The 24,293-nt window shown below is 45.5% G+C and carries 23 protein-coding genes; 19 read left to right on the top strand and 4 right to left on the bottom strand.

The features are described from left to right. Positions 1–71: 71 nt before the first annotated feature. The gene (locus A6E01_RS11640; RefSeq protein ID WP_017028867.1) at positions 72–1,184 is read left to right on the top strand and encodes a pyridoxal-phosphate-dependent aminotransferase family protein; all 1,113 of its coding nucleotides are present in this window, start codon (positions 72–74) and stop codon (positions 1,182–1,184) included. Between the two features lie 6 nt (positions 1,185–1,190). Here A6E01_RS11640 and A6E01_RS11635 read toward each other — a convergent pair whose 3' ends face one another. From A6E01_RS11635 to A6E01_RS11620, 4 genes are all read right to left on the bottom strand, one after another. Further along, a complete protein-coding gene (locus A6E01_RS11635) occupies positions 1,191–2,960 on the bottom strand; it encodes a PglL family O-oligosaccharyltransferase (protein ID WP_017028866.1) in 1,770 nt (589 codons plus the stop codon). 17 nt (positions 2,961–2,977) lie between these two features. Further along, on the bottom strand, positions 2,978–5,803 hold the full coding sequence (gene uvrA, locus A6E01_RS11630; RefSeq protein WP_065210266.1) for an excinuclease ABC subunit UvrA: 2,826 nt from the start codon (positions 5,801–5,803) through the stop codon (positions 2,978–2,980). Positions 5,804–5,930: 127 nt separating this feature from the next. Then, complete coding sequence (gene galU, locus A6E01_RS11625) at positions 5,931–6,809, bottom strand: UTP--glucose-1-phosphate uridylyltransferase GalU (RefSeq protein ID WP_065210265.1); 879 nt, start codon at positions 6,807–6,809, stop codon at positions 5,931–5,933. Positions 6,810–6,916: 107 nt separating this feature from the next. Then, positions 6,917–7,552: a response regulator transcription factor gene (locus A6E01_RS11620; RefSeq protein WP_065210264.1), complete on the bottom strand. Its 636-nt coding sequence runs from the start codon at positions 7,550–7,552 to the stop codon at positions 6,917–6,919. Between the two features lie 286 nt (positions 7,553–7,838). On the opposite strand from A6E01_RS11620, the gene A6E01_RS11615 reads away from it, so the two are divergent. The 18 genes from A6E01_RS11615 to A6E01_RS11530 all read left to right on the top strand — a co-directional run bounded on the left by A6E01_RS11615 (position 7,839) and on the right by A6E01_RS11530 (position 24,291). Continuing rightward, complete coding sequence (locus A6E01_RS11615; RefSeq protein ID WP_065210263.1) at positions 7,839–8,399, top strand: single-stranded DNA-binding protein; 561 nt, start codon at positions 7,839–7,841, stop codon at positions 8,397–8,399. A 159-nt stretch (positions 8,400–8,558) separates the two neighbouring features. Continuing rightward, on the top strand, positions 8,559–10,568 hold the full coding sequence (gene csrD / locus A6E01_RS11610; protein ID WP_065210262.1) for an RNase E specificity factor CsrD: 2,010 nt from the start codon (positions 8,559–8,561) through the stop codon (positions 10,566–10,568). Between the two features lie 49 nt (positions 10,569–10,617). After that, entirely contained in the window at positions 10,618–12,057 is a 1,440-nt protein-coding gene (locus A6E01_RS11605) for a hypothetical protein (RefSeq protein ID WP_065210261.1), read from the top strand. Further along, on the top strand, positions 12,057–12,698 hold the full coding sequence (gene pilO, locus A6E01_RS11600; protein ID WP_065210260.1) for a type 4a pilus biogenesis protein PilO: 642 nt from the start codon (positions 12,057–12,059) through the stop codon (positions 12,696–12,698). The genes A6E01_RS11605 and pilO overlap by 1 nt, the downstream gene beginning before the upstream one ends. Beyond that, entirely contained in the window at positions 12,691–13,017 is a 327-nt protein-coding gene (locus A6E01_RS11595; RefSeq protein WP_082961363.1) for an MSHA biogenesis protein MshK, read from the top strand. Before pilO ends, A6E01_RS11595 begins: the two co-directional genes overlap by 8 nt. Positions 13,018–13,032: 15 nt before the next feature. Next, a complete protein-coding gene (mshL, locus tag A6E01_RS11590) occupies positions 13,033–14,667 on the top strand; it encodes a pilus (MSHA type) biogenesis protein MshL (RefSeq protein WP_026012898.1) in 1,635 nt (544 codons plus the stop codon). After that, entirely contained in the window at positions 14,667–15,512 is an 846-nt protein-coding gene (locus tag A6E01_RS11585; RefSeq protein ID WP_026026443.1) for an ExeA family protein, read from the top strand. The genes mshL and A6E01_RS11585 overlap by 1 nt, the downstream gene beginning before the upstream one ends. Continuing rightward, entirely contained in the window at positions 15,509–16,729 is a 1,221-nt protein-coding gene (locus A6E01_RS11580) for a tetratricopeptide repeat protein (protein WP_017028854.1), read from the top strand. Before A6E01_RS11585 ends, A6E01_RS11580 begins: the two co-directional genes overlap by 4 nt. Further along, on the top strand, positions 16,719–18,446 hold the full coding sequence (locus A6E01_RS11575; protein ID WP_017028853.1) for a GspE/PulE family protein: 1,728 nt from the start codon (positions 16,719–16,721) through the stop codon (positions 18,444–18,446). The genes A6E01_RS11580 and A6E01_RS11575 overlap by 11 nt, the downstream gene beginning before the upstream one ends. 6 nt (positions 18,447–18,452) lie before the next feature. Further along, positions 18,453–19,673, top strand: coding sequence for a type II secretion system F family protein (locus A6E01_RS11570; protein ID WP_065210259.1), 1,221 nt, complete (start codon positions 18,453–18,455; stop codon positions 19,671–19,673). A gap of 2 nt (positions 19,674–19,675) precedes the next feature. Beyond that, positions 19,676–20,134 (top strand): hypothetical protein, encoded by a 459-nt coding sequence (locus A6E01_RS11565; protein WP_065210258.1) that lies wholly within the window; start codon positions 19,676–19,678, stop codon positions 20,132–20,134. 90 nt (positions 20,135–20,224) lie between these two features. Next, positions 20,225–20,788, top strand: a complete 564-nt coding sequence (locus A6E01_RS11560) for a prepilin-type N-terminal cleavage/methylation domain-containing protein (RefSeq protein WP_065210257.1) — start codon at positions 20,225–20,227, stop codon at positions 20,786–20,788. A gap of 27 nt (positions 20,789–20,815) precedes the next feature. Continuing rightward, positions 20,816–21,283, top strand: coding sequence for a type II secretion system protein (locus tag A6E01_RS11555; protein WP_065210256.1), 468 nt, complete (start codon positions 20,816–20,818; stop codon positions 21,281–21,283). 123 nt (positions 21,284–21,406) lie between these two features. Continuing rightward, entirely contained in the window at positions 21,407–21,895 is a 489-nt protein-coding gene (locus tag A6E01_RS11550) for a type II secretion system protein (RefSeq protein ID WP_065210255.1), read from the top strand. A 136-nt stretch (positions 21,896–22,031) separates the two neighbouring features. After that, positions 22,032–22,514, top strand: coding sequence for a prepilin-type N-terminal cleavage/methylation domain-containing protein (locus A6E01_RS11545; protein WP_065210254.1), 483 nt, complete (start codon positions 22,032–22,034; stop codon positions 22,512–22,514). Then, complete coding sequence (locus A6E01_RS11540; RefSeq protein ID WP_065210253.1) at positions 22,504–23,100, top strand: type IV pilus modification PilV family protein; 597 nt, start codon at positions 22,504–22,506, stop codon at positions 23,098–23,100. The genes A6E01_RS11545 and A6E01_RS11540 overlap by 11 nt, the downstream gene beginning before the upstream one ends. Beyond that, positions 23,100–23,825 (top strand): PilW family protein, encoded by a 726-nt coding sequence (locus A6E01_RS11535; protein ID WP_065210252.1) that lies wholly within the window; start codon positions 23,100–23,102, stop codon positions 23,823–23,825. Before A6E01_RS11540 ends, A6E01_RS11535 begins: the two co-directional genes overlap by 1 nt. Beyond that, the gene (locus tag A6E01_RS11530; RefSeq protein ID WP_065210251.1) at positions 23,815–24,291 is read left to right on the top strand and encodes a hypothetical protein; all 477 of its coding nucleotides are present in this window, start codon (positions 23,815–23,817) and stop codon (positions 24,289–24,291) included. Before A6E01_RS11535 ends, A6E01_RS11530 begins: the two co-directional genes overlap by 11 nt. Positions 24,292–24,293: the final 2 nt, after the last annotated feature.

Genomic DNA, 24,293 nt, shown 5'->3' with positions numbered 1-24,293 from the left:
CGCATTGCTCGTTGAGGCTCTTTTAGTGATGCAATAAGCTATTCGCACTTTCCCTTGAATAAGGTTTAACTATGCGCAGCTTCATTCCCCCGCATCGTACACTGATGGGCCCAGGTCCTTCGGATATTTCCCCGCAGGTTTTACAGGCGCTTTCCCGCCCAACCATAGGGCATTTAGATCCACTGTTTATTCAGATGATGGATGAGCTAAAGTCACTGCTAAAATACGCATTTCAAACAGAAAATGAATTCACTATTGCCTTGTCCGCACCGGGTAGTGCTGGAATGGAAGCCTGCTTTGTAAACCTTATAGAGCCTGGAGAAAAAGTGATTGTGTGTCGTAATGGCGTGTTCGGCGAGCGTATGCGACAGAATGTAGAGCGCTGCGGAGGCGTTGCGATTGTGGTTGATGATGAATGGGGAAGCCCTGTATCAGCACAAAAGCTACAAAGCGCGGTAGAAGAACACTCAGATGCAATCGCGGTTGCCTTTGTGCATGCCGAAACCTCGACAGGTGCCCTAAGTGATGCAGAGGCTTTGTCTACGATTGCACGAAGTAAAGACATGCTGGTGATTGTCGATGCGGTGACCTCGCTAGGTGGCGTGCCACTAATGGTGGATGAATGGCAACTGGATGCGGTGTATTCAGGGAGTCAAAAATGCCTATCCTGTACCCCTGGATTATCGCCACTGACTTTCTCTAGTCGAGCTATTGCCAAGATTGAAGCTAGACAACACCCCGTTCAAAGTTGGTTCTTGGACCAAAGCTTGGTGCTTGGCTACTGGAGTGGTGAAGGCAAACGTGCTTATCATCATACCGCGCCAGTAAACAGTCTTTATGCCCTGCATGAGTCACTATTAATACTCAAAGAAGAAGGGCTTAAGCAGGCTTGGAAACGTCACGCCGATACCCATCAACGTTTGAAAGAGGGCTTAACTGACTTGGGTATGAGCTTTGTTGTGGACGAGGAATATCGATTGCCACAGTTGAATGCCGTGTATGTACCCACTGGAATTGATGAGGCGTTAGTGCGCCAGCGCTTGCTCAATGAATACAATCTAGAGATAGGTGCAGGGCTCGGGGATCTCGCTGGAAAAGCGTGGCGTATTGGTTTGATGGGATACGGTGCCCGCAAGGAAAATGTCGCACTTTGCTTGCAGGCACTGAAAGAGGTTCTAGCTTAAATCTACCTAGCCATTAGTGTTGCTTTGATTGGCTTGGCTGACTTTAACTCGCTTCAAGGACACAGAGCTAAAGTCCACCTTCGGAAATAAAAACTTCGCTTCACTTCGAATAGCGCTAGCCATCTGCTGTTGGTCTAGCGCTTGATACGCGAGTATCAAATTCTTATACAAGGCAGGGCGAGGCTTGTCCTGTATGAAAGGTAGAGACCAATCCACGTAAGCTTGAACATGCGCCTTTTCGTTGGTGGCTATACCAATATTCAATAGTGTGCTGTGAATGTCCCATTCATAGCGATCCTTCCAAGCGACTGGGTTAGTCACCCTATCTAAGATATCTGGGTTCTTTGGCTTAGAGCGCTCGAAATCCGTTAATACTTGATTGGTGTGCAGTGCTGTGAGCATGTAGACACAAGTGAGTATCGGTAATAGCAGGCTAGCAAGGCGCAACCCAACCTTGCTTAGCTTCCCAAAGTTGAATTGTCTGTAGCGCGCGGTGCGCTGATCAACCCAATATAAAAGCACAATAAAAGAAACCCAGTGGATAGCTGAATGATAAAAGGGGTATTCCAATTGGGTGTGCAATACGATGGGGATAAACAATGACAATATGCCAATGCGCGTGCCTTTTCTCGCCATATACAAGCGATACAGTACAAATCCCATCGCAAGAAATATCCCAACCAGTGGAATCATTCCTCCTTCAATTCCCCACATGAGTAACTCATTGTGAGGATGATCCATTGATGGAAGTCCAGCAGGATAATCAGGATTAAGCTGGTGCTGTCTAGCCGTATACAGCATATAGGCTGACTCAAAGTTACCATAGCCATAACCTGACAATGGTCGCTCTATCATCATGTCTAGCCCTTGCGGGAAGGTATAGGCTCGAGGACTCTCTAGATCGGCTTTATCGCCGACCAACGATTGATTGTCGCCGATAAAGGTCATGCCTACGCCAATGGCGAGACCTGCAACTAGGCAGGCAGACCAGATAATGGCGCGTGACTTTAACGCAAAGCGATACAGATAAGGAGCCACCATTGCCGTTGCAATTACCGCTCCTAGCCATCCTGTTCTGGACGCAAGAACAACCAGTAATGGAATGGTGAGTAGGGGAATGGCATAAAGAAAGACGATTTTTTGTCGCCAGCTTAGGTACTTATCGTGAGGCTGCCGTGCGAGAAGATAGCCAGACAAAGCTAGACCTGTCGCTAGAAAGCTCGCCATTACATTGGGCTGCTGGAAAATGCCGTAAGGTCGGTTGTTTACCGTATTGTAACCAAAGGGGTTTCCCTCAGATAATAGAGTGTACTGAACCCAGCCAAATACGGCTTCAATAGCGACGGAGAATAAAATAAACCACAACAATCGCTGCTTTTCTTCATTACTAAATCGAAACTGCTGAAAAGCTAAGAAAAGAACAAAGCCTGCCCATAAGCCGGTGAGCCTTGGTAGAGCAATGGCAGCACTGGCATTGGGTAATACGATGGGCAGTGTCATCAACAGGCAGCTGATAAACAACACAACCGTCATCTTTGAGTATTTTATGACACGGTTGCTCGCCATTTGATATACGGCAATACCTAGCGCTATGCTCAAAAATCCCCACACTGGAGGGTTAAATGAAAGCGCAAGTCCTGCTCCCCCAGGGTTGGGGGAGAAGAAGTGAGTAGCTATCAGGAAGGTTATCCCGATAAACAGTAGAAAACGCCTGTTAAACGGTACTTTGGGAGCCTTTACTTCAAGTTGTGTACCTGTGGTTAACAGGGTTGCCATGAATTGTATCCTTTGTTCTATTTAAGCATCGGCTTTAAAAAGTGAGCGGTATGCGAGCCTTTCACTTTAGCAACCTGCTCAGGTGTTCCGGTAGCGACAATCTCACCACCACCTTGTCCACCCTCAGGTCCAAGATCGACGATCCAGTCTGCAGTTTTAATCACATCAAGGTTATGCTCTATCACTACAACGGTGTTGCCGTGATCGCGAAGGCGATGCAATACAGTAAGTAACTGTTGTATATCATGAAAATGAAGGCCAGTGGTAGGCTCATCAAGAATATACAGCGTTTTACCTGTATCGCGTTTGGACAGCTCTCTCGCTAACTTAACGCGTTGGGCCTCACCACCAGACAGGGTGGTAGCCGCTTGGCCTAGGCGGATATACGAAAGGCCAACATCAATCAGGGTCTTTAGTTTGCGCGCAATAACAGGCACGGGTTCAAAGAAGGTGTGAGCGTCTTCAACGGTCATGTTCAATACTTCATCGATAGACTTACCCTTGTATTTCACCTCGAGGGTCTCACGGTTGTATCGCTTGCCTTTACAAGAATCACATGGCACATACACATCCGGTAGGAAGTGCATCTCTACCTTAATAACGCCATCACCCTGACACGCTTCACAGCGACCGCCTCTCACGTTAAAGCTAAATCGACCCGGTTTATAGCCGCGAGAGCGTGACTCTTGCGTACCGGCAAATAGCTCTCGTATTGGCGTGAAGATACCAGTGTAAGTAGCTGGGTTTGATCTTGGCGTACGTCCGATTGGGCTTTGATCGATATCGATGACCTTATCAAAGTGCTCTAAGCCATTGATGGAGTCGTAAGGGCTAGGGTTGCTGGTGGTTGCTCCGTTAAGCTCACGGTGCGCGATCTTAAAGAAGGTGTCGTTAATAAGCGTTGACTTACCTGACCCTGATACGCCCGTTACACAAGTAAACAAGCCACATGGGATGGTAAGATCGACCGTTTTGAGGTTGTTGCCCGAAGCGCCACTGAGTGTCAGCTGTTTATCTTTATCAACAGGGGTACGTTTTTTGGGAATGGCGATTTCCTTGGTGCCCTTTAAGTACTGCCCGGTTAAAGACTCAGGGTTATTGATGATATCTTCATAGGTTCCCTCTGCAACAACATTACCGCCATGAACCCCTGCGCCAGGGCCAATATCAATAATATGATCCGCAGTGCGGATGGCATCTTCATCATGTTCTACGACGAGTACGGTATTGCCGAGATCTCGCAGGTGAGTCAGAGTTCCAAGCAGGCGTTCATTGTCTCGCTGATGCAATCCAATAGAGGGCTCATCGAGCACATACATAACACCAACGAGCCCAGCACCGATTTGGCTGGCAAGACGAATACGCTGCGCCTCACCACCAGAAAGAGTTTCAGCACTGCGAGACAGATTTAAATAGTTGAGGCCAACATTGACCAAGAAGCTCAGACGATCATTAATCTCTTTCATGATCTTTTCGGCGATCTGGGCTTTTTGCCCCTCAAGACTCATGCTTTCGAAAAACTCCAACGCCTCACTAATACTCATCTCAACGATGTTAGGTAAAGGAGTATCTTGAACAAAGACATTTCGTGCTTCTTCTCGAAGGCGGGTTCCGTTACAACTTGCACAAGAGCGAGTAGAGATGTACTTAGCCAGATCTTCACGCACTGAGTTGGATTCAGTGTCTCGATAGCGGCGCTCTAGGGTGTTAAGGATCCCTTCAAATGGGTGAGTCTTAACTCGAATATCGCCACGATCATTAATGTACTTAAACTCGACCTCTGTTCGACCCGAGCCCTTCAATATGATCTCACGGATCCTTTTTGATAGAGACTTAAAGGGCACGTATAGATCGAAATCATAGTGATCAGCTAAAGCGCTAAGCATCTGAAAGTAATAGTAGTTCTTTTGATCCCAGCCTTTGATTGCTCCTTCGGCAATACTTAGGTTCTGATCTAGAACGACTCTCGTCTCATCAAAGTATTGCTGTACACCAAGGCCGTCACAAGTGTGACAGGCTCCTGCGGGGTTATTGAAAGAGAAGAGCCTAGGCTCAAGCTCTTGCATGCTGTAACCACAGTATGGGCAGGCAAAGTTAGCAGAGAAAATGATCTCTTCATCGTCCGATTTATCCATTGAAGCCACTACGGCAATACCGCCTGATAGCTCTAGTGTGGTTTCAAAAGATTCGGCAAGTCGCTGCTTAAGATCGCTACGTACCTTAAATCGGTCAACAATAACCTCAATGGTGTGTTTCTTATGGAGCTCTAGAGTCGGTGGATCAGAAAGATCGCAGATGTCGCCATCTACGCGAGCTCGAATAAAGCCCTGTGCAGCTAGGTTCTCAAAGGTTTTAACATGCTCACCCTTACGCTCTTTTACAATCGGAGCCATCAGCATCATCTTAGAACCTTCTGGCATCTCTAAGACCTTATCTACCATCTGGCTGATGGTTTGTGCAGACAGCGGCACTTTGTGTTCAGGGCAACGCGGTTCACCCACTCGCGCGTACAATAGACGAAGATAATCATAGACCTCGGTAATTGTACCCACGGTAGAACGAGGGTTATGGGATGTCGATTTCTGTTCAATTGAGATAGCAGGTGATAGACCCTCAATGTGGTCCACATCGGGCTTTTCCATCAATGACAGGAATTGGCGGGCGTAAGCAGATAGAGACTCTACATATCGACGTTGCCCTTCAGCATATAAGGTATCGAAAGCTAAAGAAGACTTACCTGATCCAGAAAGACCAGTAATCACTGTCAGCTTGTCTCTTGGAATGGTGAGGTTGATGTTTTTTAAGTTGTGGGTTCGGGCGCCACGAACGTCGATAGTGTCCATCTAATTCCGCTCAATTACATAATCGTTGTCCAAGTATTGCATAGCTTTATACGCCTGCAAATAAATACTGGATAAAAAAACAGTGACACTAGGTCACTGTTTTTATGTATTGGATAAAGCCTAACGATTAAGTCGTTGGTTCTTTGTGCGTAGACTGCTTGCCAAGCTCAGTGGCTTTTTGATCTTTGAGATACACATTCTCGAAGCAGTAGTTGGTTGCTTCAATGTAGCCTTCAACGCTACCACAGTCGAAACGAGTGCCCTTGAATTTGTATGCGAGAACACAACCAGCTTTAGCTTGCTTAAGTAGAGCATCAGTGATTTGGATCTCGCCGCCTTTGCCAGGCTCTGTTGCTTCGATAAGATCGAAGATATCAGGAGTTAGGATGTAGCGACCGATAATGGCTAGGTTACTTGGCGCTGTACCAGGTTCTGGTTTTTCTACCATGTCATCAACGCGCACGATGTCGTCTTTGATCATCTCGCCTTTGATAACACCGTATTTATGAGTTTCCTCTTCTGGTACTTCTTGAACGGCAACGATAGAGCAGCGGAACTGCTTATATAGCGCAACCATTTGAGCTAGAACACCTTGCTCCTCATTGACACATAAATCATCAGCAAGAACCACTGCGAAAGGTTCATCGCCCACTAGTTCACGGCCTGTCAAAATAGCGTGACCCAAACCCTTCATCTCACGTTGACGGATATAGGTAAAGTTAGCCGATTCGATGATATCGCGAATATCAACCAGCAACTCTTCTTTGTTGGTGCCCTGAATCTGGTGCTCCAGTTCATAATTCTTATCAAAGTGATCCATGATGGAATGCTTACCTCGACCGGTTACGATGCACATAGCATCCATACCCGCATCGATCGCTTCTTCAACGCCGTATTCGATCAGTGGTTTGTTAACCACTGGCATCATCTCTTTTGGCATTGATTTAGTCGCAGGAAGAAAGCGGGTGCCGTAGCCTGCGGCAGGGAAAAGACATTTTTTAATCATGGGGGTAACCTAACTGAATCATTATTATAAAGTTGTTGCGCCTAACTCTATCATTACAATTCGTCGATATAAAATACACTTTGGTTAAATTACCCAGTATTGTCACTTTATGGTAAGAAATGGTGGGCCCAGACAACCGCTTCTTCTCTGTTCTTGACCTTAATTTTGCGAAATATCTTATATAGATGGGACTTTATGGTGTGCTCACTGATAAACAACTGCTCAGCTAAGCCATAGTTTGATTTGCCAATTCGCAATGCTTCAAGCACTTCCATTTCGCGACGAGTTAAATTAATCGTGTGTGGAGGGGCATAGCGAATCAGCACCGACTGATAATAGGACAGCAATTGATCGGTAACCCCACGGCTCAACCAAGAGTTTCCTTCACTAAGGGTGCGTAAACCCGCTGCGATCTCCTCAATGGATTGTTGCTTATAGAAGATGCCACGAAGACGGCCATATTTGAGTAGGTCAGTGGTTTTGAGGTGCAAGGGCGCCTGAGTGATCACCATGTTGATGTTTTGCCCGGGAAAGCTGGGATTCTCGAAATCGGTAGGGTCAAACGTAGGATCGTTATAATCCACCAAGATCACCGGTGTCATACTCGGCTTGTATTTCTGATGCCAATCTTCGAGCGAGTGAAGTTGAATCTCAGAAGCCTTTATTAGTTGTTCGACCGTCTTGTTATCAAAACCACAGTTCTCATGCAAAAAAAGCTGAGAATTTATTCCATCAAAATACATACATCTTTCTCCCTGTTGCCTACATCTAGTCTCTTTTGCATTCCTTTAGTTTGCGAAACTAGGCACTAGTTTTTGCGTGTTTATTCAATAAGAATGCCTATATTATGCTTTTTGTTGCATAATTTTGCGTAATAATCCGAAAAAAATGCAACCAAGTGTGTCGGTTTGTGCTCAGTACCTGCGCAGTGGTTGAGGTTCTCGAATACACTTTCTAGTGATTTAAGTAGTCCGTTAGGCATGTTATGCTTGGCGTATTAGCGAAATAAAGAAACAAATGGAGCGATACATGGCTAGCCGTGGCGTCAACAAAGTAATTATTATGGGTAACTTAGGACAAGATCCTGAGGTTCGTTTCGCCGCAAATGGCAATGCAATTGCAAACATTACAATTGCTACCTCTGAAACTTGGCGAGACAAAGCCAATGGCGAGCAACGCGAGAAAACAGAATGGCACCGTGTTGTTCTGTTTGGTAAGACTGCTGAGATTGCAGGTGAGTACCTTAAAAAGGGTTCACAAGTATACATCGAAGGCCAATTGCAAACTCGTAAGTGGCAGGATCAATCAGGCCAAGATCGCTATACAACTGAAGTTGTTGTTCAGTGGCCTACTGGTCAGATGCAACTGCTAGGCTCTCGTCAAGGTGGTCAAGCTCCTTCACAAAACCAAGGTGGCCAGCAGTACGGTGGCGCTCTTCAAGGTGGTCAACAGCAACAAGGCGGTTGGGGTCAACCTCAACAACCTCAAGTTCATCAGCCAGCTCAACAGCAACAGCAGCAGAAGCCACAACAGGCTCCTCAGCAGTACAATGAGCCGCCAATGGATTTTGACGACGACATTCCGTTCTAAAACCGGCCTTGAGCTCAAAACTTATTGAAAAATAACAAGATGGTCCCTAAAAGGGGCCATTTTTTTAACCGCCCTCTGCTTTTATGGCAAAAATAGTACCATTCACCCCCGACCTGTATATCCTGTAGATTACTGATGAAATTCAAGGATTGAATCTTCATGCGCTCAACCCCTTCTCTAAAACTCAGCACTCGCTTGGTTGCCTTTGTGACCATGATTGTGATTAGTGCGGTATTCATCCTCTTCGTTGGGGGTGCGCTTTCTATTAAGCAGCTTGGTCAGGAATACACCAAGCATTCTGTGCAAGGCATTGTTAAGGTCATAGACCAACAACTGCTTGAGCATGTTGAAACTGGAGAGCTACGTCGCTGGATCCCAAAAATAATCAAAGCCAGTAACGTTATTGAACTAGAAGTCTCGACGCCAAACTCTGTCATCTTTCATTATCACGATACTGAAGCTCAGTTTGATCAAACCCGGTTGATTTCTATCTCCAACCCCCTTGTTTTGAACCCCTCATATACTGTCAATGTGAAGGTGTTACCACCCTATATCGGATATAGCTATTCGGTAGGCGCTTTATGGTCTTTGACATTAGCGTTCGGTTTAATTGCTATTTGCTTGATACAAGGTGTGCGCTGGTTGCGTGAGCAGCTGCAAGGCTCGGAACTGCTAGAAGAACGCGGGCGAATGATCTTAGCCGGTAGAGTGGAGCAGTATGCGGTTGGTGATCACTTAGAGTGGCCATACACCGCCAGTGAAGCACTAGATAAGATGATTGCTGAACTGCAAGATGCAAGACAAGAGCGTAGTAGATTCGATACCTTCATTCGCTCACAAACCTTCCTTGATCAATTGACGGGTGCTGCCAACCGCCTTTCATTTGACAACAAACTGGAGTCGACGCTTACCGAAAGTGGCGCAGCTGGTGGTGTGATCGTTGTGCAGGTGAATGACTGGGTAGAGATCCGAGATAGTTTAACTAAAGAGCAGAAAGACAGATTTATTGTTAACTTAGGGGAGGCAGTCGCCAACTGTGTTAATCGCTTTCCCGATGTAGTGTTTGCCCGCTATTTTGAAGCCACTTTTGCCGCACTTGTTCCCAATCAATCTCCTGCAGATCTTTCTAACTTGGCTTCTCAAGTATTAAAGCAAGTAGCAAAGCTTGAGCCATTAGAAGGGTTGGATCCTGAAAACTGGCTACATGCGGGTATGACGGTATATCAACAAGGTGAACGCAAAACCGATATTTTGAATGAGGTTGAGACGGCGCTTAAAAGTGCTCAACTAGAAGGTTCCAATAATTGGAGTCGCTTTAATAAGGTTAACACGGCATCTTCAGAGCGTGGCAGTGTTAGGTGGCGCACGCTATTCGATAAACAGTTGAATGCAGATAAACTAATACTGATTAAGCAGCCATGCTTTTTATTAAATGAATCAGGCGAGGTTGACCTGATTCACCAAGAGATCTTTAGTCGAATACTCGATGAGCAAGGCAAGATATTGAAGGCTTCGAAATTTAGCCCAGCCATTAGACAGGTGGGTTATGAGAGGCAACTTGATAGAAACGTTTTGTTAAGCATCGTAAAATTTCTGAAGAAAGATGCTCAAGATTCATGTTATTCTATTAACTTCTATGCACAACCTTTCAGATATCGTTCGCACTTCAATTGGTTGAGAGATGAATTGTTGCAGCTGACTCCCTCACAACGCAAAAGATTAGCGTTTGAGTTTATGGAAGGTCCGATGGTGACTTACTTAGATGCTATGCGTCCTGTATTAAAGATGCTATCTGGGTTGGGATGTAAGGTCATTGTCAATCAAGCTGGGCGCACAATTATCAGCTCCCATTATCTCAAAGACTCTGCGATCGACTACCTCAAGTTGCATAGAAGCTTAGTACGTAATATCGAGAACCGCTCTGAGAACCAACTCTATATTAGAAGTTTGATTGGTGCCTGTACCAATACAAAAACTAAGGTTATAGCGGTGGGTGTAGAAACCAAACGAGAGTGGAATCAATTAGTTGCTCTGGGTGTAGATGGTGGTCAAGGGCGATTTTTTGCCAAAGAAAGCGACTTTATTTCATCCCCAACGTCACAAAGCAAAAAAATAATATCGACTATTCCTAGTAGAAGGAATAGATGGAAGAATAAAGTTCCCCGTTAAATACTAGTATTTAATAGATCCTGTGAATAGGTAGTGGTAGATAATAAAAATGACATGGTTGTCGAGCTTAAAAAAACTAGCCTCATCAAAGGATGATGACTTTCAATTAATCATAGTGATTCAGACCGATGCTGTGTATTTGTCTGAATTGTCACACCCAGAAAAAGCTCCTGAACTCTTTCCTATTGCTCATGGAAACTGGGAGAGCGCTCTTAAAGAGTCTCTGTCTAGTAAATTAATCAAAGGCAAGGCCTGTGTTGTGCTTGGTGCACAGCACTATCAGAGCTACCAGCTAGACAAACCACAACTACCAAAAGAAGAGTGGCCCGTTGCCCTACCATTTTTACTCAAAGACCTGATTACTGAAAAGTTCACGGAAATTGTTGCTGATGGCAGCTTGATGCCTGACGGACAAAAGGTGCAAGCCTATGTAATGGCTAAACGCACCTTACAAACCCTTCTAGAAGTCAGCTCAGCTAACGATGTTGATGTCACTCGAGTCATCACTGAAGATGAAGTATGGGGACATTCGACCACCGAGCAACAAAGCTTCCTATTACTAAGACGTGGCGCCAATGATGGCTACAAGTTGGCTGCCTATGTTGATGGAGCTCCAGTATTTAACCGCAGTTTACGCGGTATTGTTGCACCCATCACGGGGGAGAATGGCACGCCACTAATGTATGACTCACTTGCTCTGGATATTCAGCGCAGTGCCGATTACTTGGCTGCTTCTATGCCTCAATCGTCATTTAGACAGCTTTTAGTATGTTGTGACGAAGACAACATCGAAGAGTTGATGGCTCGTCTGCAGGACTCAGTGAATCCTAAGATAAGTGCCTTATCTGATCCTCATCTGCCTTGTGGTATAGCGCTGTGCAAAACAGCGGCAGGGCTAACTTCATTTAGCATTAACCTTTACCCAGAACACCTGAGACCAAAACAAGAGCTACTGAACCTGAATAAGGTCGTTGCCTTATGGGTTATCACGGTTGTGGCTATTGGTGGCCTTACTTATTTAGAAAAAACACAAACCGCAGACCTTCAACAAAAGCTGGTCAGCGTTAAAAGCCAGTCCGAACTACTTAATCGAGAGAAGTCGAGCTTGCAACAGCGTCTCGCAAGCCATACTCCGACGCAATCAAAGGTCAATGCTGCCAAGCGTATAGAGCAAGATATCGAAGCAAAAAGAAGCTCATTAAAGGCTGTTGGGCAGTTTGATGACTCTCAAAAGGTGGGCTACTCAGGGATCATGGTTGCGCTATCTGAACAAGCTCGAAACGATATCTCTCTGCAACACATTGTGATTACAAGTACTCGTTTAGACCTTTCTGGCATAGCCAGCGAGCCGGCGGCGGTACCTAGTTGGGTCAATCAATTTAAAGATGAGTTAGCCTTGGTAGGAAGAACCTTCGAATCACTGAACATAGGTAGAGATAAAGACAACGTTGTGACATTTGAGCTTAAAGCTAAGGCTGGGGTGAAATAATGAAAGAACAGTGGCTTTTATTCTGTGACCGTTTCGCCGATCTCAGTGACCGTGAAAAGTGGTTGGTTTCTATTGGCGGTTGGGTCGGTATTCTTCTGATCTCGTTAACCTTTATGTTGGATCCCGCTTCCGAAGAGAAAGGTAAAGCACAACGAAACCTTGAGCGAGAAATGAGCGCGGTTCAGATGACGCAAGCGGATATTGATGTATTAATTGCCAAGCTGAAGCGAGACCCAGATGCAGAGATCGATCAAAAGCTTACTGAGTTAACTGTACAGAACCAGCAACTCTCTGAGGAATTGTCTGAGGTTGTGGATAGCTTGATAGCGCCAAGCCAGATGGCTCAGCTTTTAGAAACGGTTTTGGGCAGTAGCGGTAAGCTTAAGTTGGAATCACTACAGTCGCTACCTGCTGAGTCCATCACTAAAACAAGCGATAGCTCTGGTTATTTCTTACATCCAGTGCGAATTACCATCTCTGGCCGCTATTTTGATATCAAAGATTACCTAGCGACCCTTGAGGATATGCCTGTGAAGTATTTTTGGCGTAGCTTCGACTACAAGGTCCAAGAATATCCTAAGGCAGAGCTGGTTTTAGAGGTATACACCTTAGGCACAAGACAGGAGTTTATCAGTGGTTAAAGTGATAATTATGGGTCTTGCTTTGCTGGTGGGTGGGCAAGCTGCTTATGCTGCTCAAGACCCTACTGCGCCTTTAGGTTGGTACAAAAAGAAATCCACTGGGGTCGCTAAGGTAAAGACATACCCTTTGCCTACCCTGCAAAGCATAGTGTGCGATGAAGGCTCCAATTGCTTTGCCATGCTTAACGATAAGATCTTGTCTGATGGGCAGTCTGTGGCGGGTTATGAAATCAGACATATCAACTCAGAACGAGTCGTTGTAGCTCGCGCCGGAAAAATTTGGCACTTAGAACTTTTTAATTCAGACGTTAGACAATAAGGCTTTAGTAATTTGATGCGTATTATATTCCTAGGGATGGTTATAGCAGTTTTATCTGGGTGCTCAATGGGGCACAAGGATCCAGTTGAGATAAAACAAGCCTTGAACGAAGCTGCTAATCAAGCCAACAGTAAAAGTTTGGATGAACTGCCAGAGTCGGTACAAGCGGATCTGATGCCGGATCTTGAAGGATTGTCTCCGTCTGACCAGCCAACGATTAAGCGCTTTAGAGTGCAAGCCAATGGCGTGCAAGCTAAGGCTTTCTTTGCCAGTTTAGTAAAAGGCACGGAGTTTAGTGCGGCGATTCACCCTAATGTAGAAGGGCGCATTACGGTTAACCTTACTGACGTCACTATGGACGAGGTGCTGAACGTTGTTCGTGATATGTACGGCTACGATGTGATTAAATCTGGCAAAGTGATTCAGGTTTACCCTGCTGGTCTTCGTACAGAAACCCTCCCAGTAGACTACTTACAAATGAAGAGAATGGGACGTTCTTTAACGTCTATTACTAACGGTTCAGTAACGTCAAAAGATGACAGCTCAGGTAGCAGTTCATCTGATTCAAGCTCGAGTTCAAGTTCAAACTCTTCATCAAGCTCGAGCTCAACGGAAAAAACCGGCGGAACCGATATTGAAACACTCAGTGAAAGTGATTTCTGGACTCAACTAGAAACCGCTGTTGCGACCTTGATTGGTTCAAGTGATGGGCGCAGTGTTGTGGTTTCCCCACAAGCCAGTGTGATTACTGTTCGTGCTTACCCAGATGAAATTCGTGAAATTCGTCGCTTTCTTGGCGTTTCGCAAGAGCGCCTGCAACGTCAGGTTATCCTCGAAACCAAGATCCTAGAAGTAACCCTAAATGATGGCTATCAACAAGGTATCGAATGGTCAAACATGAGTGCCTCCATTGGTGGTGCTGATGTGATAGTGAACCGTGCTGCTGCTAGTTTGGCGGGCTTAGATCCCATTGCTGATCTGTTAGGGGGCTCAACCAGCGTTACGGTTTCCGATGGTAACTTTGAAGCCGTATTAAGCTTCATGGCGACGCAGGGTGACCTAAACGTTCTATCCAGTCCAAGAGTGACAGCCGCCAATAACCAAAAAGCACTGATTAAAGTGGGTGAAGATGAGTATTTCGTTACTGATGTCTCTAGCACAGTAGGCAGTGGCGATAATGCCAACGTCGCTCCCGACGTCGAGTTAACACCCTTCTTCTCTGGTATCTCTTTGGATGTGACCCCACAGATCGATGACAAAGGCAATGTGCTACTGCATGTTCACCCTGCGGTTATTGAAGTGACCACAGAAATTAAAGCGATTGATCTAGGTGATACTGCGGGTGTGATTCAGTTGCCACTGGCAAAAAGCTCTATTCGAGAATCCGACACCATTATTCGCGCCACTGACGGTGATGTGGTTGTGATTGGTGGACTAATGAAGTCTGGCAGTAAAGAAATTGTCTCTAAGGTTCCTTTCTTTGGTGACATTCCCGCTATCGGACATTTATTCCGCAATACAGTGAATACAACAGAAAAAACTGAGCTAGTTATTTTGCTTAAGCCGACGGTTGTCGGTGTGAATACCTGGCAGCAAGAGATTGAGCGTTCGCGCAACTTATTGAATGAGTGGTTCCCTGAAGGGCAATAATGTATTTTTCGCGATTTGGCTTTAGTCAGCCCCCGTTCGGGTTGACGCCTAATACAGAACTTTTCCATGGTTTGGCTCCGCATTATGAGGCCATCCATACCGTTATGTCTGCGGTAACCATGGGCGAAGGTGTTATCAAGCTTACCGGCGAGGTGGGGACGGGTAAGACTATGGTTTGTCGAATGCTCATAGAGCAACTTGAGCATGACTATTCATTGGTTTATTTACCCAACCCAGTACTAGACGGTGATGGCATTCGCTTTGCGATCGCTAATGAGTTGCAAGTGGACACCAGTGACTCCAGAGCCATTGTTGACAATGTTCAGCGTAAGTTGGTGGAACTAAGAGAAGCAGGGAAACCTGTTGTTGCCTTGATTGATGAAGCGCAGGCCTTGAGTGACGAAGCATTAGAGACCATACGCCTATTTGGCAACCTTGAAACCATAAACAGTAAGCTGCTGCAAATAGTATTGATTGGTCAGCCTGAACTCGAAGAGCGTTTAGCACAGCATCATTTGCGTCAGTTTCGCCAGAGAATCACATTCAGTGCTCAGTTGCGACCACTGACATTAGCCGAAGCTTCTGCCTATATAGACCATCGCATTACCTCATGCGGGGGGAGCAAAGACTTATTTAATCTGAGCCAGAAAAAGTCTATTTGGCGGGCAGCCTCAGGAATACCAAGAATTATTAATCAGTTGTGTCATAAGGCTTTGCTGCTGGCATTTACTTCAGACAAACAAACCGTCGCAAATCGGCATCTATTTGACGCAATGAAAGATACATACGTTATGCAAAAGCCGAAATACAAAACGCCATGTTTATGGGGGTGGCAACAAGTATGAGTGTAGTTAACAACGCTCTATCAAAGCTGGCTGAAAAAGAGAAGCCACAAGGACAAGCCATTACCAAGGCTGAAATACCTGAAATCAAACGCTCTAAACCTGTTGTATGGTTGGTGGGCGGCTTTGCGATCAGTATGGCTATTGGTGGCTGGGCGGTTTCTCAGCAGCAGACATCAGTAACAAGCTTAGAATCCTCCAATGAGATCCTGACAGTGACTCAAGCTCAGCAGCAAGCTTTTCAAGCCGAGGCTGTGGTTGAAACACCCAAAGCAAGCTTGCCTTCTCCAACCCATAGTAAGGTTGAAGAGTCTGTTGTGATACACACCCCGCAGACGGTTCAGCCTTCAGTTGCATCATTTGAAGAGCTACCTGAAGTTAAACCTGCCTCAACACAAAAGTCAGTAGCCGTTACAGCTAAGCCAACCAGCACCACAAAAACGGTGCAATCTGTGGTAACCACCACGCCTGTGCCTGTAAAGACAGTGCCAGTGAAGGTAGCCAAGGTTGAGCCAGTTTCGGCTCCTGTTGCTACTCCATCTGCGGTGGTAAAAAAAGAGCCAGTATTAATCGCTAAGGTAGATACCCCTGCCAAAGAGAGCATGACAGTGGAACAGGTTGAGCTAACACCAAGAGAGTTAGCGAATAAATCTATCGCTCGCGCAGAAAAAGCATTGGATTCTAATGATGTAAAAACAGCCTTCACAGAATACAGCCGAGCGCTGCGCTTAGTACCCAGTGACGAGAACGTACGCCAAAAACTTGCTGCGCTTTACTATGGTCGTAAAGATGCGAGAAGAGCGGCAACCTTGCTACAAGATGGCATTCGCTTGAATGACAAAAGTGAGGAACTTCGTTTTGCATTGGCTAAGTTGTTGATTAAAGAACAGCAACCAGAGGCAGCACTGAGCCCGCTGATGTATGTGCCTGAAAATGCCAGTGAAGATTACCTAGCGCTGCGCGCTGGTGTCGCACAGCAGTTAAAAAATACCGATGTAGCATTAGAAAGCTACCAAAGCTTGGCTGAGAGAGACCCAAACAATGCGCGCTGGTGGCTTGGTTTAGCTATCCAACAAGAGCGTCGCCTTGAATACCCAGAAGCTCACGCATCTTATACCAAAGCCCTTGGTCTTGTGGGCGTATCGAGAAAAACCCAGTCCTTTATCCGTGACCGCTTACAGCTTCTCGAATCATTAGAGGGTGACTCTAATGGCGATTAAACTATTAAAGCGTTTGGGTGACCTACTGGTCGAAGAAAACATTGTTTCAGAAGAGCAAGTTCAGCAGGCTCTTGAAGCCCAAAGACAAACTGGGCGTAAGCTGGGTGATTCGCTTATTCAGCTTGGCTTTATAACGGAAAAGCAGTTACTTGAGTTTTTGTCTCAGCAATTAAGCCTTCCGCTTATCGACCTAAACCTTGCGCAAGTTGATATAGAAGCCGTACAGCTGTTACCTGAAGTACATGCACGTCGCTTGCGAGCCTTAGTGATTGACCGCAACGGCCATACCGTGCGTGTGGCAATGAGCGACCCTGCGGACTTGTTCGCCCAAGAGTCAGTGATGCGCTTGTTATCCAACTACGATGTGGAGTTGGTGATTGCCGCTGAGCGCCAGTTAGTCTCAGGCTTTGATCGCTATTATCGTCGAACCAAAGAAATCGCCTCGTTTGCTGAGCAATTGCATGCCGAGCATCAACCGACAGCCAGCTTTGATATCAACGTGAGCAGTGAGGCGGACAGCGATGAAGTTACGGTAGTTAAGCTGATTAACTCTCTGTTTGAGGATGCGGTGCAGGTTGGCGCCTCGGATATTCATATCGAACCGGATGAAAATGTACTGCGCTTGCGACAGCGTGTTGACGGTATCTTGCATGAGACCATTCTTAATGAGGTTAATATTGCCTCAGCACTAGTACTTCGCCTCAAGCTGATGGCTGATCTTGATATCTCTGAAAAGCGCTTACCTCAAGATGGTCGCTTTCATATCAAGGTGAAGGGCCAATCTATTGATATTCGTATGTCGACCATGCCGGTTGAATACGGCGAATCGGTAGTAATGCGTCTGCTTAACCAAACCGCAGGCGTGCGTCAGTTAGACGAGACAGGCTTACCAAAAGAACTGCTTGAGCGAGTGCGTTACCAGCTAAAGCGTCCACACGGCATGATTTTGGTAACTGGGCCTACCGGTTCCGGTAAAACCACCACCTTATACGGCGCATTGTCCGAGCTTAACTCTCCGGGTAAGAAGATTATTACCGTGGAGGATCCGGTGGAGTATCGACTGCCGCGAGTGAATCAGGTTCAGGTGAATACCAAAATCAATCTCGACTTCTCAACGGTACTCAGAACCTTCTTGCGACAAGATCCAGACATTATCTTAGTGGGTGAGATGCGTGACCAAGAAACCGTAGAGATTGGCCTGCGTGCCGCGCTTACCGGTCACCTTGTATTGAGTACGCTTCACACCAACGATGCAGTAGATAGCGCGCTTCGTATGATGGATATGGGTGCGCCGGGTTATCTGGTGGCGAGTTCGGTTCGTGCGGTATTGGCACAGCGCCTGATCCGCCGAGTATGCAGCGATTGCGGTGAAACGCATTCTGTTAGTGAGCACCAACAAACCTGGCTACAAGCCCGATTCCCAAATCAAGTGGCCGTGACCTTTACCAAAGGGCGAGGTTGTCAAAGCTGTAATTTAACGGGTTATAAAGGACGTGTCGGTGTATTTGAGCTACTAGAGCTCGACCAGCCATTGATGGATGCCTTGCGCTCCAATGATGCTGTGGGCTTTACCAAGCAAGCACGTCACACGGAAGGATATAAACCATTGCTGGTATCAGCAATGGAGTTGGCATTGAATGGCACAGTCAGTCTGGAAGAAGTGATGACCCTTGGTGAGGGTGACAGTTCTGGCTTGATTGAAGCGTATATGTTGTAGGGCGATATGGCGACGTTTAGATATCAAGGACGAAACCTAGAAGGCCAGAAAGTGAATGGCCTAGTGGATGCGGCAACTCAAGAGTTGGCTGCGGAAGCCTTGATCGAGAAAGGAATTATTCCAATCTCTCTGCGCACGGGTAAATCCTCTGACAAAAGCAATTTTGATTGGAAGGCGATGTTCACCCCGGCGGTGCCGCTAGAAGTGTACGTTATCTTCTGTCGTCAAATGTACAGCCTAACCAAAGCGGGTATTCCGCTGTTGCGCGCTATCCGTGGCTTAACCACTGATGCCACAAATAAGCAGCTCAAGCATGCCTTAGAGGAAGTGGGTAACGAGTTGACCAATGGTCGTAGCCTATCTGCTTCGATGCAGCTTCACTCAAACGTATTTAGCCCCTTGTTTGTTTCCATGATCTCTGTGGGTGAAAGCACTGGTCGTCTTGATAAAGCCCTGCTCCAGCTAAGTAATTATTACGAGCAAGAATTAGAAACTCGTAAGCGCATTAAAACCGCAATGCGCTATCCGATTTTGGTACTGGGGTTTATTACCCTCGCCATGTTTGTACTCAACATCAAGGTAATCCCTCAGTTTGCCAGTATGTTCAGCCGCTTTGGGGTGGATCTTCCTCTTCCAACACGGATATTAATCGGCACATCCAACTTCTTTGTTGAGTATTGGACCCTGATTATTGCGGTGATGGCAGGGGCTTTTTTTACTTTTCAAGCTTGGATTAGCCGAGCAGAAGGGCGTGAGAAATGGGACAAAATGCGCCTGAGGTTTCCAATTGTCGGTGACATAGTCAATCGAGCTCAATTGGCTCGTTTTTCGCGAACCTTTTCACTGATGTTGCAATCGGGCGTACCGCTGAACAACGCTTTGGCGCTTTCTGCAGAGTCGATGGACAACAAATACCTTGAAGCGCGTCTATTGGAAATGAAGTCCGCCATTGAAGCGGGTACCGCTATTTCAAGCGCAGCAAAAAGCACGGGTATCTTCACGCCATTAGTAGAGCAGATGATCTCTGTCGGTGAAGAAACGGGTCGCATTGATGAACTGTTAATCGAGGTTGCTGATTTTTACGACCGAGAAGTGGACTACGACCTGAAAACGTTGACTGCCCGAATTGAACCTATTTTGTTGGTTGTCGTGGCGGGCATGGTACTGATTCTTGCACTGGGTATTTTCCTACCTATGTGGGGAATGTTGGATGCAATGCAGGGCTAAGCGTGGAGACGACGTATCGTAATACCAAGATAGGTCACTTGGCTGCTTGGGCAGCAGTAGTGTTAATACTCATTGGTATTTTGATTGCTTCGTTAAACCGAATCACAGTAGAGGCAGAGAGTACCTCTGTCACTTTGATTAGTGCAAAGGCATTGGATAAAGCAAATTATCTGCGTCAATACTGGGAACTTAACGGTAAACCAGAGTACGCAGAAATAAAGGGAGCAATAGTTCGCTTCAACAATAAAGGATGGGTGACCCCAGAACTCGATGGGGTGAAAAGCTGCGATGCATGGGAGCAATTATTGTTGCCAGTACCAAAGCTAGACTACTCTCCTGTCGCAACCAGTTTGTTGCAGGAAAGTGACGTCTATTCATGCACCTTTACCTTTAGGAATAGCGAATTATTGATTGTAAATATGATTGGAGGGAACCTATCAATATCAAAACACATTCAATGATTTCCGTAACTTAATTTTACAATTTCAGTGGATTATTTAATCAATCTATATATAATCTGCCGTCCAAAGTCGTACCCAAGAGGAATTTTTATGAAACGCAATGCAGGTTTTTCTCTAGTTGAACTAGTGATTGTTATCGTTGTTTTAGGTCTTTTAGCTGTAGCTGCACTACCAAGATTTTTAGATGTGACAGACAAAGCAAAAGAAGCAAGTGTTGAAGGTGTAGCGGGTGGTTTTGCTACCGCAGTATTGTCTGCTCGTGCACAGTGGGAAGCGAATGTTCGTACTCAAGATACAGCTGGTAACACAAGAACAAACTTTGTTGACTATGATGGTACTGAGTTCTGGTTGACCACTTCAGATACCACAAACTTTCGAGATGGCTATCCTATAGCTCTTAAAGACGATGGTTCTCAGTCGCCTCTCGCTGTAAGTGCTCAACGTTGTGTTGATCTGATGACTGAGTTGCTTCAAAACCCTCCGCAAGTGTCTTCTAATAGTAGTGATACAAATATCAAATATCTAGCGGCAGTGGGCGACCCTAATGATGACGGTTTAACTACTGTTTGTCGTTACACTCAGCAGGAAGGTAACACAGCACATTACTTTGAGTATGATGCAGCTAACGGTAGCGTAGTTGTAACTCTAAATTAATTCTTCTGACATAGAGTAAGCAGTACTATGAATAAACAAAGTGGTTTTACATTAATCGAATTAGTAGTTGTGATTGTGATCTTGGGTATTTTAGCCGTCACAGCTGCACCTCGTTTTTTAAACCTTCAATCTGACGCGCGTGTTTCTGCACTGCAAGGTATGAAGGGCGCAATGGCCGGTGCGGGTTCTATTGTTTACGGTAAGGCTGCAATTAATGGGGTTGAGACTAGCCCGTTGTCCGGAATTAGCAATGGGGCTACAACCATTACGACTAGTTTTGGTTACCCTACAGCAAATGAAACTGGCATTGTTTTAGCTGTACAAGGCTTAGAAGATGAAGCGGAATGGCAATATGAAGATGCAGTTTCAGGTGGCTTGGCAGTAACGTTTGCTGATAGAACGGTAGTCAATGGATCTGAATGCGCTGTTATTTATCAAAATGCTATAAATGAGTCTTCTAGCCCTAAAATAACAGTTGTAGAAACAGGCTGTTAGGTTAAAAAACGGCTATATGAGATGGAGTGCCATAAAAAAGCACGCATACATCTTGTTTATAAATAATTACTAGTTATTATATTTAGTAACAATATGATTACCCACGTAAAAAGGTATTAAAATATGAAAAAGCAAGGCGGTTTTACACTAATTGAGCTTGTAGTAGTGATCGTTATCCTAGGTATCCTAGCTGTAACTGCTGCACCTCGCTTCTTGAATCTACAATCTGACGCTCGTGAGTCTTCTCTACAAGGCTTGAAAGGCGCAATGGCAGGCGCTGGCTCTATCGTTTACGGTAAGGCTGCGATTGAAGGTAAAGAGCGTCTAGCTGGCGAAAAATTAGAGGATGAGACAGAAATTGAGTTTGGTTATCCGGCAGCGACAGAGAATGGTATCGTTTCGGTAGTTCAAGGTTTAGAAGACGATAGTGAATGGAACTGGGCTTTGAGTACTGACGCTTCAGCTGCGACTCCAGCGATTGTTGTTACTTTCGCTGGCGATCCAAAGTTAGATGAAACTGGAATTACGGACACTAATTGTTTTGTAACTTATAGCGAAGCTGCAAACTCTGCGTCGACATCATCTATCGAAATTACTGACTCTGGTTGTTAATAATTACTAAGTCAATTTGTTAAGGCCAGCATCGCTGGCCTTTTTTAGGTCTAACAATTAGGCGAATTCTCAGCAAGATTACGCTCAATTCCATATAATATTAAATACTTACGTTTTCATTGGTTAGGGACAAGCAGTGAATCACCCTCGTATAAAGCACATTAAAGGCTTCACTCTCGTCGAGTTGATCGTGGTGATCATCGTAGTGGCTATTATGTCTTTGTATGCCGCCAGTAAATTTATTGGTGTTTCTCAGTTTTCCGCACAAGCCGCTCAGCAACAAGGCATTGCTGTTATTCGTCAGATTCAGCTAGGCCGCATGCAATCCAATATTCAAGATACGGATGCGCTGCACGATAGGTACAGTTTACTTGTAACCGCAAAATGCTTAGGTTCACAGCAAGCATGTACTTCAAGCACCACAGAGCCCTTTAGCCATAAAGTCGTGATTGAAGAGCAGGATTTAAGCTTTACTCCTGCTATGAGTATCGACTTTGATCTACTCGGTAATCCTATTTGCAGTTCCGCATGCCCTGAACCTATTCGTATCCAAATCGCAAGTACTCAAGAACAAGAAAGTATCTGCATCAACAGTCAGGGTTACGTCTATGGCTGTTAAAAAGAATGCAGGCTTTACCCTTATAGAAAGCATCATTGCCATTGTCATTCTTGGCATAGCATTGATTACGCTTACCAGTTTCTTATTCCCACAAATAGTTCAATCAGCAAAACCCTTCTATGAAGTACGAGCGTCGGCACTGGCTAATAGCCTGATGACAGAGATCCTATCTAGAAATTTTGATGAAAATAGCGACCACAATGGAGGCTTCTATCGTTGTGGAGAGGATGATTATTTCGATGCTCAAGGTGATGTTATCTCTTGTACATTAGCAGACGACTTTGGTCCTGATGGTGATGAGCCACCTGAGTTATTCAACGATGTCGATGACTACGTGGGCTGTTGGTATACCACTCCACAATCACAAACGGCATGCCGACTGACTGAGGCAGGTAGCCTAACGGATATCTTTGGTAATGATATCGCCGATGATTACCTTGGTTTTAGAGCCGAAGTTGAAGTTGTCTATGATAGTGATAGTCGCTTAGGCGTAACCGATAAGGCTCTGTTCAAAAGAGTGACGGTAACTATTACCGCAAGCCAATACGGTGATTTTAAGTTTTCCGGATATAGGGGGAACTACTAATGAAACAACGTGGTTTCACCCTTATTGAAATGATTGTCACTATTGTGGTTGTAGCGATTATCTTTCTTGGCATTGCCGGCTTTGTAGAATTTGGCACTAAAGGTTATACCATCTCAATAGATAGGCAGCGCATACAAAACCAAGCTCGTTTTGCCATTGAGAAGATGAGCAGAGAAATTCAGCACGCAGTGCCTAATAGTTTTGCAACGAGCAGTGGCACTGCTGGCAAATGTATCGAATTCTATCCTATTCAATATGCGGGGTTCTATGTTGAACGAGAGGCGACAAATGCAGTGGAGTTTGTCGTGGGCAATGAAGACTATGAGCACCCACATACATTTACTGCTGGGTCAAAATTGGTTATCAACCCAAGCCGTATGGATGATTTGGAAACGGGGAGTCCTCAGTCAGTAGATATTGGGGGGATCACTACAGCCACTGATGGCGAGTACTTCTCTGTAACCATGACCCCTGATAGCCAATCGAGTGCTAACCGGCATTTCATCTACCAAGATCAATCTGTGACCTACTGTATTACTCAAGCAAACGAACTGAGACGCAATGGCGTACAGGTAGCATCTGAGGTTATGTACAACCCAAGCAGTTTTAACTATGAACAAACTTCGCTTCAACGAGGTGGGCTTATACACCTTAGTTTGCTGTTTCAAAATGGTGACGAGCAAAGCCAATATAAACATGACGTGCAGGTGAGCAATGTACCGTAATCAATCCACGCCTATTTCATCTCAGAGCGGCAATGTTTACATCATTGCTATCTTCGTAATTGTGGTAATGGGCATGCTAGCACTCAATCTCACACGCATTAGTTGGTCAAACCAAGATACATTGACGAGAGAAGTCCTTGGTTCTCAGGCTTCCCTATTGGCTCAATCAGGCAATGAATGGGCTCTTACACATTTGTTTCCTTTAGACGAAGATGATGATTTTGATTTGTTAAACGATCGATGCAGTTTGCTAGGTTCTAGCGCAACAGAAGCCGCTAACGCGCTGGTGGCAAACAGCGATATCCCATGTTCATCCCCCACTATTTCTTGTGACGTTTCATCTGAAAATATCCCTGATGATTTGAAATACCTGAAGGTTACGACTCGAGCGACATGCAATGAGAGTAATGTGTTTGAGGTGGAGCGTGAAGAAACGGTTTGGGTGAGAGGGGTAAAAAATGATTAGGT

The organism is Vibrio breoganii, from assembly GCF_001677275.1.
Taxonomy (GTDB): domain Bacteria; phylum Pseudomonadota; class Gammaproteobacteria; order Enterobacterales; family Vibrionaceae; genus Vibrio; species Vibrio breoganii.
The sequence above is the reverse complement of the archived record's forward strand: the minus strand, read 5'-3'. Positions and strand labels throughout refer to the sequence as shown.

Coding starts and splice junctions, on each gene's coding strand:
- A6E01_RS11640 (WP_017028867.1), top strand. CDS start 72: ATGCGCAGCTTCATTCCCCCGCATCGTACACTGATGGGCCCAGGTCCT.
- A6E01_RS11635 (WP_017028866.1), bottom strand. CDS start 2,960: ATGGCAACCCTGTTAACCACAGGTACACAACTTGAAGTAAAGGCTCCC.
- uvrA (WP_065210266.1), bottom strand. CDS start 5,803: ATGGACACTATCGACGTTCGTGGCGCCCGAACCCACAACTTAAAAAAC.
- galU (WP_065210265.1), bottom strand. CDS start 6,809: ATGATTAAAAAATGTCTTTTCCCTGCCGCAGGCTACGGCACCCGCTTT.
- A6E01_RS11620 (WP_065210264.1), bottom strand. CDS start 7,552: ATGTATTTTGATGGAATAAATTCTCAGCTTTTTTTGCATGAGAACTGT.
- A6E01_RS11615 (WP_065210263.1), top strand. CDS start 7,839: ATGGCTAGCCGTGGCGTCAACAAAGTAATTATTATGGGTAACTTAGGA.
- csrD (WP_065210262.1), top strand. CDS start 8,559: ATGCGCTCAACCCCTTCTCTAAAACTCAGCACTCGCTTGGTTGCCTTT.
- A6E01_RS11605 (WP_065210261.1), top strand. CDS start 10,618: ATGACATGGTTGTCGAGCTTAAAAAAACTAGCCTCATCAAAGGATGAT.
- pilO (WP_065210260.1), top strand. CDS start 12,057: ATGAAAGAACAGTGGCTTTTATTCTGTGACCGTTTCGCCGATCTCAGT.
- mshL (WP_026012898.1), top strand. CDS start 13,033: ATGCGTATTATATTCCTAGGGATGGTTATAGCAGTTTTATCTGGGTGC.
- A6E01_RS11585 (WP_026026443.1), top strand. CDS start 14,667: ATGTATTTTTCGCGATTTGGCTTTAGTCAGCCCCCGTTCGGGTTGACG.
- A6E01_RS11580 (WP_017028854.1), top strand. CDS start 15,509: ATGAGTGTAGTTAACAACGCTCTATCAAAGCTGGCTGAAAAAGAGAAG.
- A6E01_RS11575 (WP_017028853.1), top strand. CDS start 16,719: ATGGCGATTAAACTATTAAAGCGTTTGGGTGACCTACTGGTCGAAGAA.
- A6E01_RS11570 (WP_065210259.1), top strand. CDS start 18,453: ATGGCGACGTTTAGATATCAAGGACGAAACCTAGAAGGCCAGAAAGTG.
- A6E01_RS11560 (WP_065210257.1), top strand. CDS start 20,225: ATGAAACGCAATGCAGGTTTTTCTCTAGTTGAACTAGTGATTGTTATC.
- A6E01_RS11555 (WP_065210256.1), top strand. CDS start 20,816: ATGAATAAACAAAGTGGTTTTACATTAATCGAATTAGTAGTTGTGATT.
- A6E01_RS11550 (WP_065210255.1), top strand. CDS start 21,407: ATGAAAAAGCAAGGCGGTTTTACACTAATTGAGCTTGTAGTAGTGATC.
- A6E01_RS11540 (WP_065210253.1), top strand. CDS start 22,504: ATGGCTGTTAAAAAGAATGCAGGCTTTACCCTTATAGAAAGCATCATT.
- A6E01_RS11535 (WP_065210252.1), top strand. CDS start 23,100: ATGAAACAACGTGGTTTCACCCTTATTGAAATGATTGTCACTATTGTG.
- A6E01_RS11530 (WP_065210251.1), top strand. CDS start 23,815: ATGTACCGTAATCAATCCACGCCTATTTCATCTCAGAGCGGCAATGTT.